The organism is Mesorhizobium sp. B2-4-1 (assembly GCF_006442185.1).
Classification (GTDB): domain Bacteria; phylum Pseudomonadota; class Alphaproteobacteria; order Rhizobiales; family Rhizobiaceae; genus Mesorhizobium.
The window spans coordinates 326,389-339,523 of the sequence record NZ_VFVN01000005.1; the positions used below are offsets into that span (position 1 = coordinate 326,389).

At 64.1% G+C, this 13,135-nt stretch carries 10 protein-coding genes; 4 read left to right on the forward strand and 6 right to left on the reverse strand.

Annotation, left to right across the window (positions count from 1 at the left end; translation table 11 throughout):
- Window position 1: 1 nt before the first annotated feature.
- On the reverse strand, window positions 2-772 hold the full coding sequence (locus FJ949_RS15885) for a DeoR/GlpR family DNA-binding transcription regulator (protein WP_140497069.1): 771 nt from the start codon (window positions 770-772) through the stop codon (window positions 2-4).
- A gap of 443 nt (window positions 773-1,215) precedes the next feature.
- On the opposite strand from FJ949_RS15885, the gene FJ949_RS15890 reads away from it, so the two are divergent.
- Both FJ949_RS15890 and FJ949_RS15895 read left to right on the forward strand, forming a co-directional pair.
- A complete protein-coding gene (locus FJ949_RS15890) occupies window positions 1,216-2,094 on the forward strand; it encodes a phosphotransferase family protein (protein ID WP_140497071.1) in 879 nt (292 codons plus the stop codon).
- A gap of 4 nt (window positions 2,095-2,098) precedes the next feature.
- Window positions 2,099-4,552 carry an FAD-dependent oxidoreductase gene (locus tag FJ949_RS15895; protein ID WP_140497073.1) on the forward strand — a complete coding sequence of 818 codons (2,454 nt, stop codon included), beginning with the start codon at window positions 2,099-2,101 and terminating at the stop codon, window positions 4,550-4,552.
- Here the strand turns inward: FJ949_RS15895 and FJ949_RS15900 are convergent, their stop codons facing one another.
- Window positions 4,553-5,185: a class I SAM-dependent methyltransferase gene (locus FJ949_RS15900; RefSeq protein WP_181165288.1), complete on the reverse strand. Its 633-nt coding sequence runs from the start codon at window positions 5,183-5,185 to the stop codon at window positions 4,553-4,555.
- A gap of 104 nt (window positions 5,186-5,289) precedes the next feature.
- Between FJ949_RS15900 and FJ949_RS15905 the strand changes: the two genes are divergently transcribed.
- On the forward strand, window positions 5,290-6,192 hold the full coding sequence (locus tag FJ949_RS15905; protein ID WP_140497077.1) for a phosphotransferase family protein: 903 nt from the start codon (window positions 5,290-5,292) through the stop codon (window positions 6,190-6,192).
- On the opposite strand, the gene FJ949_RS15910 is transcribed toward FJ949_RS15905, so the two are convergent.
- From FJ949_RS15910 to ilvD, 3 genes are all read right to left on the reverse strand, one after another.
- Complete coding sequence (locus tag FJ949_RS15910) at window positions 6,189-7,112, reverse strand: DMT family transporter (RefSeq protein ID WP_140497079.1); 924 nt, start codon at window positions 7,110-7,112, stop codon at window positions 6,189-6,191. The two genes, FJ949_RS15905 and FJ949_RS15910, sit on opposite strands and share 4 nt — an antisense overlap.
- 102 nt (window positions 7,113-7,214) lie before the next feature.
- A complete protein-coding gene (locus tag FJ949_RS15915; protein ID WP_140497081.1) occupies window positions 7,215-8,495 on the reverse strand; it encodes an amidohydrolase family protein in 1,281 nt (426 codons plus the stop codon).
- Between the two features lie 272 nt (window positions 8,496-8,767).
- Window positions 8,768-10,612 (reverse strand): dihydroxy-acid dehydratase, encoded by a 1,845-nt coding sequence (gene ilvD / locus FJ949_RS15925; RefSeq protein WP_140497083.1) that lies wholly within the window; start codon window positions 10,610-10,612, stop codon window positions 8,768-8,770.
- A gap of 270 nt (window positions 10,613-10,882) precedes the next feature.
- Between ilvD and FJ949_RS15930 the strand changes: the two genes are divergently transcribed.
- Window positions 10,883-11,350, forward strand: a complete 468-nt coding sequence (locus tag FJ949_RS15930; RefSeq protein ID WP_140497085.1) for a VOC family protein — start codon at window positions 10,883-10,885, stop codon at window positions 11,348-11,350.
- Between the two features lie 178 nt (window positions 11,351-11,528).
- Here FJ949_RS15930 and FJ949_RS15935 read toward each other — a convergent pair whose 3' ends face one another.
- The gene (locus tag FJ949_RS15935) at window positions 11,529-13,121 is read right to left on the reverse strand and encodes a peptide chain release factor 3 (RefSeq protein ID WP_140497087.1); all 1,593 of its coding nucleotides are present in this window, start codon (window positions 13,119-13,121) and stop codon (window positions 11,529-11,531) included.
- Window positions 13,122-13,135: the final 14 nt, after the last annotated feature.

Here is a 13,135-nt window from a genome sequence, read left to right on the forward strand (position 1 = left end):
CTCAGGCTGCCTCGCCCGCGACGCTGAGCCGCGCGCCGGCCTGCGCCAGGCCAGCAGCGATGTCGCGCGGCGGCGGCCGGTCGGTGGCGAGCTCGGAAAAGCCATCGAAGCCGCAGACCTGGACCAGGCCTTGGCGCCCGAACTTGGAATGATCGGTGACGACGAGCGAACGCTGGCCGCGCGACAGCACCATGCGGGCGAACTCGGCCTCGTCGAGATCGTAATCCATGACACCCGTCACCGCATCGACGGCACCCGTCGAGATCACCGCATGGCTGACCGAGAAGCGGCTGACGAAGTCGATGGCCGAGGCGCCGAAGGCGGCGCCGGAATCGCTGCGCAGCTCACCGCCGGCCATGTAGACCTTGTTGCCGTTGACGGTGGCCAGCGTGCGGGCGATGTCGGATGAGTTGGTGACGACCGTCAGCCGCCGATGGCCGAGCAGTTCACGCGCCAGGAACGAGGTGGTCGTTCCCGTGTCGAGCATGATCGATTCGCCGTCGCGGATGGTGGCGGCGACCATGCGGGCGATGAGGCGCTTGGCCTCGGCGTTCTCGCGCATGCGCCGTTCGAACGGCGCTTCGCCGATCGTCGACGGCAGGCCGACGGCGCCATGCATCTTCAGGAGCGAGCCGTCGCTGGTGAGGGGCTTGACGTCGCGGCGAACGGTTTCCAGCGAGACGCCTAGCCGGTCGGCCAGGCTGGCGATGGTGACGGTGCCTTCCTCCTGCAGAAACCGCAGGATTTCGCCGTGCCGCTTGGAATGGCTCATCGGGTCATTTCCAGTCGCGCCATGATGCAGTGACCGCTTCTATGGCAAATCTGCCGCATATTACAAGGAATCTCGAAAGAATACGGGCAGGAAAGCAGAAAAAGCCACAGAATCTCGTTGACAACGTGGCTTACCCGGCGTGACACTGATGCCGTGTCAGGCTCGCACTGCCACGGAAAAGCGATAGCGGAGCCTGATCCGAATTTGTGTGCCCCAAGGTCTGGAAACTGCCTGACGCGAGGGCGACTGGAAGAATTTTCTCATCCGCGGGGGCGGATGCCGGCCTCGAAGAGCCCGGCACGTGGGGCTCGTCGGTGCGGCGCGGGATACCGATCCCGAATGCCGCGCCGGCGAGGTCTTTGCCAGAACGAGCGTCCGGACAAACGGCGGGTCGCCACGGTGGTGCCGCCCCGTCGGCGCCTTGCCGGACGAAGGGCGAATTCATGACGGCCGAGGACCGCATCCGCGCCCTGCCTTGCTGGACAGGCAGCGTCGAGATCGAGCCGCTGCCCGGCGGGCTGAGCAATGCCAATTATCGGGTTAAGGACGCGGCCGGGAGGCATGTCGTGCGTTTCGGCAGGGACTATCCCTTCCACCACGTCTTTCGCGAGCGTGAGGTGATGACCGCACGCGCCGCGCATGCCGCCGGTTTCGCGCCGGCGGTCCGCCATGCCGAACCCGGCATTCTCGTGACGGAGTATCTCGGCGCCAAGACCTGTCTGGCTGAGGACGTGCGCGCCAATCTCGGCCGTGTCGCCGCCCTGATGCGCGGCTTCCACCGTGAGATGCCCAACCACGTCTCCGGTGCCGGCTTCATGTTCTGGGTGTTCCACGTCATCCGCGACTATGCGCGCACGCTGGAGGACGCCGGCAGCCGCAAGGCGAGCGACCTGCCGCGTCTGCTGATGCTGGCCGACGAGCTCGAACGCGCCCAGAAACTGCTGCCGATCGTGTTCGGCCACAATGATCTTTTGCCGGCGAATATTCTCGACGACGGCAGCAGGCTATGGCTGATCGACTTCGAATATGCCGGCTTCAATACCGCGATGTTCGACCTTGCCGGCGTCGCCTCGAACGCCGGCATGAGCGACGAGGAATCCTTCGCCTTCCTGACCGCTTATTTCATGAAGGAGCCGGACGAGGCGATCCGCCGCTCGCATGCGGCCATGCAATGCGCCTCGCTGCTGCGCGAGGCGATGTGGAGCATGGTTTCGGAACTCTACCTCGACGTGCCCGGCATCGACTACGTCGCCTACACGGAAGAGAACCTGACGCGGCTCGATGCCGCGCTGGAAAACTACCGGACAAAATACGGGACCTGAATTCATGACCTTGCCAACCCAGGCAGCGATCGTCGTCATCGGCGGCGGCATTATCGGCTGCTCGACGGCCTACCATCTGGCCCGCGACCACAAGGCAGATGTGGTGCTGCTCGAACAGGGCAAGCTGACCTCGGGCTCGACCTGGCACGCCGCCGGCCTGGTCGGGCAGCTGCGCTCGTCGGCCTCGATCACCCGCGTGCTCAAATATTCGGTCAACCTCTACAAGGGCCTGGAGGCCGAGACCGGCCTTGCCACCGGCTGGAAGATGAGCGGGTGCCTGCGCCTTGCCACCAATGCCGACCGCTGGACCGAGTACGAGAGGCTGGCGACGACAGCGAAGAGCTTTGGCATGGACATGGAGTTGCTGTCGCCGGCAGAGGTCAAGAACATGTGGCCGCTGATGGAAACCGGCGATCTCGTCGGCGCTTCCTGGCTGCCGACCGACGGTCAGGCGAGCCCATCCGACGTCACCCAGTCGCTGGCCAAGGGCGCGCGCATGCATGGCGCAAGGCTTTACGAGGAAGTGCGCGTCACCGGCTTCGAGATCAAAGGCGGCCGCATCATTGCGGTGAAGACCAACATGGGCGACATCGCCTGCGACAAGGTGGTGAACTGCGCAGGACAATGGGCACGGCAGGTTGGCGCCATGGCCGGCATCAACGTGCCGCTGCAGCCGGTGAAGCACCAGTTTATCGTCACCGAGAAGATCGACGGGCTGGCGACCGATGTCCCGACCATCCGCGACCCGGACCGGCGCACCTATTTCAAGGAAGAGGTCGGCGGGCTGGTGATGGGCGGCTATGAGCCAAACCCGCAGGCCTGGACGACAGATCTCCCCGGAGGCGACGTGCCCAATGACTGGGAGTTCCGGCTGTTCGACGACGACTATGATCATTTCGAACAGCATATGAGCCAGGCGATCGCGCGCGTGCCGGCGCTGGAAACCGTCGGCGTCAAGCAGATGATCAACGGGGCCGAGAGTTTCACGCCGGACGGCAATTTCATCCTCGGCGTGGCGCCCGAATGCGCCAACATGTTCGTCGGCGCCGGCTTCAACGCCTTCGGCATCGCTTCGGGCGGCGGCGCCGGCTGGGTGCTGGCGCAATGGGTGGTCGATGGCGAGGCGCCGTTCGATCTGTGGGTCGTCGACATCAGGCGCTTTTCCAGCCTGCACCGCGACCGGCACTGGGTCCGCGAGCGCACGCTGGAAGCCTATGGCAAGCACTACACGATCGGCTTTCCGCATGAAGAGTATCTTTCCGGCAGGCCGCGCATCGTTTCGCCGCTGTACAACAGGCTGAAACAGCATCGCGCCGTGTTCGGTTCGAAGCTCGGCTGGGAGCGGCCGAACTGGTTCGCCCCCGAAGGCGTCGACCCGCGTGACGTCTATTCCATGGGCCGGCAGAATTGGTTTTCAGCCGTCGGCGACGAACATCGCCATGTGCGCGAGAAGGTCGGCATCTTCGACCAGTCGTCCTTCGCCAAATACGAGCTGACCGGGCCCGACGCGCCGAAGGCGCTGGACTGGATCTGCGCCAACGACGTCAACAAGCCGGCCGGCGGGCTGACCTATACGCAGCTTCTCAACACGCGCGGCGGCATAGAGGCCGACCTCACCGTGTCGCGGTTCGGCGAGGACAGGTACTATATCGTCACCGGCACGGGCTTCCGCACCCATGACCTGTCCTGGATCAGCGACCATGTCGAAAAGGAGCTCGACATCACGCTCACCGACGTCACCGAGGATTTCGGCACGCTGTCGCTGATGGGACCGCGCGCCCGCGAAGTGCTGGCCGGCGTGACCGATGCCGACGTTTCCAACAGCGGTTTCCCATTCGGCCATGCCCGCGAGATTGTCGTTGCCAGCCACACCGTGCGGGCGTTGCGCGTCACCTATGTCGGGGAACTCGGCTGGGAGCTGCACGTGCCGATCTCCGCAACCGGCGAGATCTTCGACGCGTTGATGGCGGCAGGCAAGCAACATGATATCCGCCCTGTCGGCTACCGGGCCCTGGAATCGCTGCGGCTGGAAAAGGGCTATCGCGCCTGGGGCTCCGATATCACCCCCAACGACACGCCGCTGGAAGCCGGCCTCGGCTGGGCGGTGAAGTTTCGCAAGAACACGGATTTCGTAGGGCGGCGGGCCTTGGAGAAAATCACTGGCGGGCCATTGAAGAAGCGTTTCGCCGGCTTCACGGTCGACGATCAGGACATCGTGCTCGTCGGGCGCGAGACGATCCTGCGCAATGGCGAGCCGGTCGGCTATCTCAGCAGCGGCGGCTATGGCTACACCGTGGGGAAGAACATCGGCTACGGCTATGTGCGCAATGCCGACGGCGTGAGAGACGATTTTCTCGCCTCGGGCCGCTATGAGCTGGTCGTGGCGATGCAGCGCACGCCGGCAAAGATTTATCTCGAGCCGATGTATGATCCGGCGGGGACCAGGATCAAAGCCTGATCAGTTCACACGCAAGGCGAGGCAGCGGCTGGGCACCGTGTCGGCCTCGCCCGGCATCGAGACGTACGGGCGCGTTTCCTCGATGCGGGTGACCAGCCCCTGCGCCTCCAGCTCCGCGACCCGCGCGTTAAAGCCTAGATCCCAGATCGTGTTCTTGACCGTCAGCACGATCACGCCGCCCGGCCGGCAGATGCGGATCAGTTCGTCCAGCCCTTCGGCACCGACATGGCCCGAGGTAAAGACGCCGGCCGAGATCACCCCGGCATAGGCATTGTCGGCAAAGGGCAGCGGCCCGCCAAGCGCCAGGCAATGCAGGGCCGAATAGACGCCCTTGCGCTCTGCCTGATCCAGCATGCCTTGCGAGATGTCGAGCGCCTCGACCTCGGGATAGCCGGCAATGTCGAGCCATTCGCCGATGAGCCCGGTGCCGGCCCCGGCATCGAGCAGCGGGGCTGAGCCACGCGGCAGATGCCTTGCCAGCAAGGCCAGGCAGATGGTGGGATGACGATAGCCGGCGGCCGACATGTCGCTGTCGTAGGTCTGCGACCAACGGTCATAGAGCGCCGCCACGTCTTCCGGGCGCTTGGCCGCGTAGGCAGCGCCAAGCGCGCCCTTATGCTTGCTGTCGGTCACTTTCGTCCTGTCCGCCATGCCCTAAATTGGTCTCGCACGGATGATAGCCAAAGCACGAATTTTGTGGAACCGTCTCTGCGACAAATAACAGCGGGGGAGCGGGCATGACAATGGACGAGGCACGGACAAAACTTGCCGCCATTCCCATGCTGGCCGGCTATAACGGGACGCTGGAGCGGCTTGGCGGCCTCACCAACCTGGTTTTCAAGGCCGGGGACTTCTGCCTGCGCATTCCAGGCAAAGGCACCGAGGAATATATCAACCGCGCCAATGAGGCGGTGGCGGCGCGCGAGGCGGCTAAGGCAGGCGTCAGCCCCGAGGTGCTGCATGTCGATCCGGGCACCGGCGTGATGGTGACGCGCTTCATCGCCGGCGCCGTAACCATGTCGCCGGAAAAATTCAGGGTTCGGCCGGGCAGCCCGGCGCGTGCGGGAGAGGCCTTCCGCAAGCTGCATTCGTCCGGTGCGGTGTTTCCGTTCCGTTTCGAACTGTTCGCGATGATCGATGACTATCTGAAGGTGCTGTCGACCAAGGAGGTCGCCCTGCCCGCCGGCTATCACGACGTGGTGCGCGAGGCCGGTGGCGTGCGCGCGGCGCTGTCGGCCCACCCGCTGCCCGTCGTCGCCTGTCATTGCGACCCGCTGTGCGAGAATTTTATCGATGCGGGTGACAGGATGTGGATCGTCGACTGGGAATATTCAGGAATGAACGATCCGCTCTGGGATCTTGGCGACCTCTCCGTCGAAGGCAAGTTCGATGCCGCGCAGGACGAGGAGATGATGCGCGCCTATTTCGGCGGCGAGGCGAAACCGGCGGAGCGCGGCCGCATCGTCATCTACAAGGGGATGTGCGACCTGTTGTGGACACTGTGGGGACTGATCCAGCTCGCCAACGACAATCCCGTCGACGATTTTCGGGCCTATGCCGACGGCCGCTTCGCGCGCTGCAAGGCGCTGATGGAGACGCCGGAATTTTCACGGCACCTGGCGGCGATCCGCGAGGGCTAATTCACGCCCTTCGGCACGTTTTCAGGCGGCACCGTCGTGTCGACCACCTTCTGGCGATGGAAGATGAACAAGCCGGCCAGCACGACGATGACCGAGCCGATGAGGATGCGCGGGCCGGGAACGTCGCCGAAGAACGCCAGCCCGAAGACCACCGCCCATAGAAGCAGCGTGTAGTGCAGCGGCGCCAGCGTCGAGGCCGGGGCCAGCTTGAGCGCCCGCGTGATCATCAGATGGGCACCGCAGGAGACGATGCCGAGCAGCAGCATGGCGCCGAAATCGAGCGCCGACGGCGTGTGCCAGGCGCCGATGGTCAGGGCGCCGCCGACCAGCAGCGTGCCGATGGTCTGCCATGTCACCAGATTGGTGTCGCTGGTGCCGCGCAAGCGCCGGTTGAGGATGATGGCGAAAGCGAAGGCAATGCTGCCCGCCAGCGCGAAGCCCGACGACAGCGAGAAAGCCGCCGAGGAGGGCTTGAGCATGATCAGCACGCCGCAGAAGCCGAGCAGGATCGCCATCCAGCGGCGCCAGCCGACCTTCTCGCCAAGCAGGAGATGCGAGAGTGCCGCCACATAGATCGGCCCGGCCATATAGAAGCTCATCACATCCGCAAGCGGCAGATAGACGACGGCGGCATAGAAGAGCCCGGTATCGAGCGTGGTCATGATGACGCGCAGGACCTGCAATTCGGGCCTTTCCATGCGGAACAGCTTGGCGGCGCCCTGGTGGGCGATCATCGGACCGAGCACGAAAAACGCGCCGATCGACCTGATCAGAACCACCTGGCCGACGGAAAAGCTGGCGACCAGCCATTTGCCCATGGCGTCGTTGAGCGCAAACAGGAAGTCGCCGGCCAGCATCAGCAGAATGCCGGCCAGAAGCACGTTCCTGATTGTGGTATTCTGCGCCACGGGTTGCGTCATGCCGATCCCTTGCCTGTCCAAGCCGCGTCGTAGACGGAAGCGGCCGTTTTGACGAGGAGAAATCCGGGAATCGGCAAGGCCAGCGCCGGAAATCGGCTGGGTCTAGGACGATACGTGCCGCCGGTTCACCAATGCCGGCCTGCCGGGGATGGCAAGCCTGGTGTCCTGCCTGGTTCGTTCCGCCACCACTTTGCCCCTGGCGATGACGCAAATGCGTTCTGGGCGCAGGCGAATAGCCTCGACCGGATTGCCGGCGTCGAGAACGACCAGGCTGGCGCGCTTGCCGACGGCGAGGCCCAGATGATCGAGCCCCATGATGGCGGCATTGACGTTGGTGACCATGTCGAAACAGCGCGCCATGTCGGCCGGGCTCGACATCTGGGCGACGTGAAGCCCCATGAAGGCGACGTCGAGCATGTCGGCGGTGCCCAGCGAATACCAGGGATCGAGCACGCAATCCTGGCCCCAGCCGACGCGGATGCCCAGCGCCAGCATCTCCTTGACCCGGGTCATGCCGCGGCGCTTGGGAAACGTGTCGTGGCGCCCCTGCAGCATGATGTTGATCAAAGGATTGGGGATGACGGAGACGCCCGCCTCGGCGATCAGCGGCAGGAGTTTCGAGACGTAGTAATTGTCCATGGAATGCATCGAGGTAAGATGCGAGCCGGCCACCTTGCCCTGAAGGCCGAGACGCTGCGTCTCATAGGCCAGTTGCTCGATGTGACGCGACAGCGGGTCGTCGGTCTCGTCGCAATGCAGGTCGACCATCAGGCCGCGTTTTGCCGCGATCTCGCAAAGCTCGGTCACCGAGCGGGTGCCGTCGGCCATGGTGCGCTCGAAATGCGGAATGCCGCCGACGATATCGACACCCAGATCCAGCGCGCGGATGGTGTTTTCCCGTGCACCGGGCGAGCGGTAGAGCCCATCCTGCGGAAAGGCGACCAATTGCAGATCGATATAGGGCGCCACCGTCTTCTTGACATCGAGCAGCGCCTCGACCGCCAGCAGCCTGTCGTCGCAAACGTCGACATGGGTGCGGATGGCGAGCAATCCCATCGACACCGCCCAGTCGCAATAGGCGAGCGCGCGATCGCGCACCGCTTCATGCGTCAGAAGCGGCTTCAGTTCGCTCCACAGAGCAATGCCTTCAAGCAGCGTGCCCGAGGCGTTTATCCGCGGAATGCCGTAGGAAAGCGTCGCATCCATATGGAAGTGCGGGTCGACGAACGGCGCAGAGACCAGATTGCCCCGCGCGTCAATCGTCGTGCCGGCGTTGCCATCGAGCTTCGGCTCGATCGTCGCGATCGTCTCGCCGACGATGCCGATGTCGGCAACCCTGCCGTCAGGCAGTGTGCCGCCGCGAACGATAAGGTCGAAATCCATCTGTGTCGTCCCCGAAGAATCAGCACCTGTCGGCTGCCGCCGTGATCGCGGTGGGCGAAAAATCTTGCCACGTGGCGCCGCCCCTCATCCGCCTGCCGGCACCTTCTCCCCGTCTAGAGACGGGGAGAAGGGAGATGCTGCGACCTCGCCGCCATTTTTGCAACGTCTACAATTGGCGAAATCTTTGGTTATAGCCCTTTCTCCCCGTCACTTACGGGGAGAAATGTCCGGCAGGACAATGAGGGGCAGCACGAACCTGGCCGATTCGAGCGCTACTCCGGAACGTGCCTCACCGCACCCTTGTCGGCGCTGGTGGCGAAGGCGGCGTAGGCGCGCAACGCGGTCGTCACCTTGCGCTTGCGTTTTTCTTCGGGCTTCCAGGCCAGGGCGCCCTTGGCCGCCATCGCCGCCCGGCGGCTGGCGAGCTCCTCATCGCTCACGGCGAGGCGGATCGAGCGGTTGGGGATGTCGATCTCAATCGTGTCGCCTTCCCGCACCAGCCCGATCGTGCCGCCTTCGGCGGCTTCGGGCGAGACATGGCCGATCGACAGGCCCGACGTGCCGCCGGAGAAGCGCCCGTCGGTGATCAGCGCGCAAGCTTTGCCCAAGCTTTTCGATTTCAAATAGCTGGTCGGATAGAGCATTTCCTGCATGCCGGGGCCGCCGCGCGGTCCTTCATAGCGGATGACGACGACGTCGCCGGCCTTGATCTCATTCGAGAGAATCGCCTTGACCGAGGCATCCTGGCTTTCGAACACCCGCGCCGGGCCGGTGAATTTCAGGATCGACTCGTCGACGCCGGCCGTCTTCACGATACAGCCGTCGAGCGCCAGGTTGCCCTTGAGCACGGCAAGGCCGCCGTCTTTGGAAAAAGGCGTCTTCGCCGAGCGGATAACGCCCGTCTCGCGGTCCAGATCGAGCTCGTCCCAGCGACGATCCTGGCTGAAGGCGACCTGCGTCGGCACGCCGCCGGGCGCGGCGAGGAAGAAATCTCGCACGTTCTGGCTTGAGGTGCGCGAAATATCCCAATGATCGAGCGCCTCGCCGAGGCTTGATGTGTGCACGGTCGGCAGGTCGCGGTTGATCAGTCCGGCTTCGTCGAGCTGGCCGAGGATCGCCATGATGCCGCCGGCGCGGTGGACGTCCTCCATGTGCACGTCGGACTTGGCCGGCGCCACCTTGCACAGCACGGGCACCCGCCGCGACAGCCGGTCGATATCCTCCATGGTGAAGTCGACCTCACCCTCATGCGCCGCGGCCAGGATGTGCAGCACGGTGTTGGTCGAGCCACCCATCGCGATGTCGAGCGTCATGGCGTTCTCGAACGCGCCCTTTGAAGCGATGCTGCGCGGCAGCGCCGTCTCGTCGTCCTGCTCGTAATAGCGTTGGGCGAGATCGACGATCAAGTGTCCGGCCTCGACGAACAGCCGCTTGCGGTCGGCGTGCGTCGCCAGTGTCGAACCGTTGCCCGGCAGCGACAGGCCGAGCGCTTCGGTCAGGCAGTTCATCGAATTGGCGGTGAACATGCCCGAGCAGGAACCGCAGGTCGGGCAGGCGGAGCGCTCGATGACCTTGACGTCCTCGTCGGAGATCTTGTCGTCGGCGGCGGCGACCATGGCGTCGACCAGGTCGAGCGCCTGCGCCTTTCCGGCGAGCACCACCTTGCCCGCTTCCATCGGCCCGCCGGAGACGAAGACGGTCGGGATGTTGAGGCGCAGCGAGGCCATCAGCATGCCGGGCGTGATCTTGTCGCAATTGGAGATACAGACCATGGCGTCGGCGCAGTGGGCGTTGACCATGTACTCGACGGAATCGGCGATCAGCTCGCGCGACGGCAGCGAATAGAGCATGCCGTCATGGCCCATGGCGATGCCGTCATCGACGGCGATGGTGTTGAATTCCTTGGCGACGCCGCCGGCCTTCTCGATCTCGCGCGCGACCAGCTGGCCGAGATCCTTCAGGTGGACGTGGCCCGGCACGAACTGGGTAAAGGAGTTGACCACGGCGATGATCGGCTTGCCGAAATCGCTGTCCTTCATGCCGGTGGCGCGCCAGAGGCCGCGGGCGCCGGCCATGTTGCGGCCATGGGTGGTGGTGCGGGAGCGATAGGCAGGCATGAACTTTCCTTAGCTGGCTGGCTGCGCCCGATGCGGAGCGTCGCGGCCCTGAATATGGATCGCAGGCGTTATAGACCGGCAATTATTGTCTGGCCACATTTTTGCAATGCGCCAGATTCTCCAGAAAAATTCAGAGTTTGCGAAAAAAGATGGCCTCCCGTGTCGGATCGCCTACCGGGCGCCCGTCCTTGGATCAACGGCAAGGGAGTGGGACCATTTTCTCAGACGGCCGTTCCATTGTAGCAGCAAGAAGCAACCGAGGAGCACGACATGCAAAAGATCACCACCTGCCTGTGGTTCGATGGACAGGCCGAAGAGGCGATGAACCACTATGTCTCCATCTTCAAGAATTCGAAGGTGCTGAGCGTCATGCGTTGGCCCAAGGGCCACGCCGATGAAGGCAAAGTGCTGCTGACCACGTTCGAGCTCGACGGCGTGCCGTTCCAAGCGCTCAACGGCGGACCGCAATTCAAGTTCAACGAGGCGATGTCGCAGTCGATCGACTGCAAGACGCAGGAAGAAGTCGACTATTTCTGGGAGAGGCTCACCGAGGGCGGCGAGCCCGGCCCGTGCAGCTGGCTGAAGGACAAGTTCGGCGTCTCCTGGCAGGTCGTGCCGGAACAGCTGCCGCGCCTGCTCCAGGATCCGGACCGGGAAAAGGCCGGCCGGGTGATGAGTGCGATGATGAAGATGGGCAAGATCGACATCGCCAAGATCGAAGAGGCGGCGAAGGGGTGAGAAGTGGTCCGCGTAAGCGGACGGAAAGCCAATTGATTGGCTTTTCCGAGCTTCGAACGCCCTGAGCCTGCGAAGGGCAGGGCTGTCCATTGATTTTTGAGGCCGGCGCTGCCCCTCATCCGTCGCCTTCAGCGACACCTTCTCCCACAACAAGGGGAGAAGGAAAAAGGCAGCGCCGCTACGCCGCCTTGTCGCGGACCTGGTAGTCCTTGATCGTGGCGAAGCGGATCGCCTTCCAGCGCTCGGCTTCGTAGTTCAGCGAGAAGGCGTGCTGGGCGAGGAACACCGGGTCGTTGTCGAGATCGCGGGCAATGTCGCCGCGATGGGCTTCGATGAAGCGCTGCACTTCCGTCTTGTCGTCAGCCGATATCCAGCGGCAGACCGAAAAACGCGACATCTCGAATTCGACCGGCAGCGTGTATTCGAAGTTCAGCCGCTCCTTCAGCACGTCGAGCTGCAGCGCACCGACGACGCCGACGATGGCCGGCGAGCCGTCCTCGGGCGAAAACAGCTGCACGACGCCCTCCTCCGCCATCTGGTGCAGCGCCTCCTTCAGCTTCTTGGCCTTCATCGCATCACCGAGGCGCACACGACGCAGGATTTCCGGGGCGAAGTTCGGCACGCCGCGGAACAGGATTTCCTCACCCTCGGTCAGCGTGTCGCCGATGCGCAGCGTGCCGTGGTTGGGGATGCCGACGACGTCGCCGGCAAAGGCCTCGTCGGCGGTGACGCGGGTGCGGGCGAAGAAGAATTGCGGCGCAGACAGGCTCATCGGCTTGCCGGTGCGCACCAGCTTGGCCTTCATGCCGCGCTCGAGCTTGCCCGAGCAGACGCGCACGAAGGCGATGCGGTCGCGGTGGTTGGGATCCATATTGGCCTGGATCTTGAAAACGAAGGAGGTCATCTTGTCCTCGGTCGCCTCCACCATCCGGGTGTCGGCATCCTGCGCGCGCGGCGGCGGCCCGAAAGCGCCGAGCGCCTCGATCAGGTCGCGCACGCCGTAATTGCGCAGCGCCGAGCCGAAATAGACCGGCGTCAGATGGCCCTCGCGAAAGGCGTCGATGTCGAGCGGACGGCAGGCTTCGCGCGCGAGTTCCAGCTCCTCGATGAAGGCCTCGCGCTCGTTTTCCGGCAACAGGCCGGCGACGCGGTTGGAATCGGGACCGTTGACCGGAGTGCGTTCCTTCTCGTCATCGCCCTTGCGCACGGCGTTCAGCGCCAGGTGGTAAGTGCCCGAAAACGTCCTGCCGCGGCCGATCGGCCAGGTGATGGGCGCGGTATCGAGCGCCAGCTTCTGCTCGATTTCGTCCAGTATCTCGAAGGGATCGCGGCTCTCGCGGTCCATCTTGTTGACGAAGGTGATGATCGGGATGTCGCGCAGCCGACAGACCTCGAACAGCTTCAGCGTGCGCGGCTCGATGCCCTTGGCGGCGTCGATGACCATGACCGCCGAGTCGACCGCCGACAGCGTGCGGTAGGTGTCGTCGGCGAAATCCTCGTGGCCGGGCGTGTCGAGCAGATTGAAGACGTTGTCCTCATACTCGAACGTCATCACCGAGGTGACGACCGAAATGCCGCGTTCGCGCTCGATCTTCATCCAGTCCGACCGGGTCTGGATGCGGTCCTTCTTGGCCTTGACCTCACCGGCAAGCTGGATGGCGCCACCGAACAGCAGCAGCTTTTCGGTGAGCGTCGTCTTGCCGGCGTCCGGGTGGGCGATGATCGCGAAAGTACGGCGGCGCGATACCGCCTGTTCGATGTCTTCAGCCAATTTATGAAATCCTG

Coding starts and splice junctions, on each gene's coding strand:
- FJ949_RS15885 (WP_140497069.1), bottom strand. CDS start 772: ATGAGCCATTCCAAGCGGCACGGCGAAATCCTGCGGTTTCTGCAGGAG.
- FJ949_RS15890 (WP_140497071.1), top strand. CDS start 1,216: ATGACGGCCGAGGACCGCATCCGCGCCCTGCCTTGCTGGACAGGCAGC.
- FJ949_RS15895 (WP_140497073.1), top strand. CDS start 2,099: ATGACCTTGCCAACCCAGGCAGCGATCGTCGTCATCGGCGGCGGCATT.
- FJ949_RS15905 (WP_140497077.1), top strand. CDS start 5,290: ATGACAATGGACGAGGCACGGACAAAACTTGCCGCCATTCCCATGCTG.
- FJ949_RS15910 (WP_140497079.1), bottom strand. CDS start 7,112: ATGACGCAACCCGTGGCGCAGAATACCACAATCAGGAACGTGCTTCTG.
- FJ949_RS15915 (WP_140497081.1), bottom strand. CDS start 8,495: ATGGATTTCGACCTTATCGTTCGCGGCGGCACACTGCCTGACGGCAGG.
- ilvD (WP_140497083.1), bottom strand. CDS start 10,612: ATGCCTGCCTATCGCTCCCGCACCACCACCCATGGCCGCAACATGGCC.
- FJ949_RS15930 (WP_140497085.1), top strand. CDS start 10,883: ATGCAAAAGATCACCACCTGCCTGTGGTTCGATGGACAGGCCGAAGAG.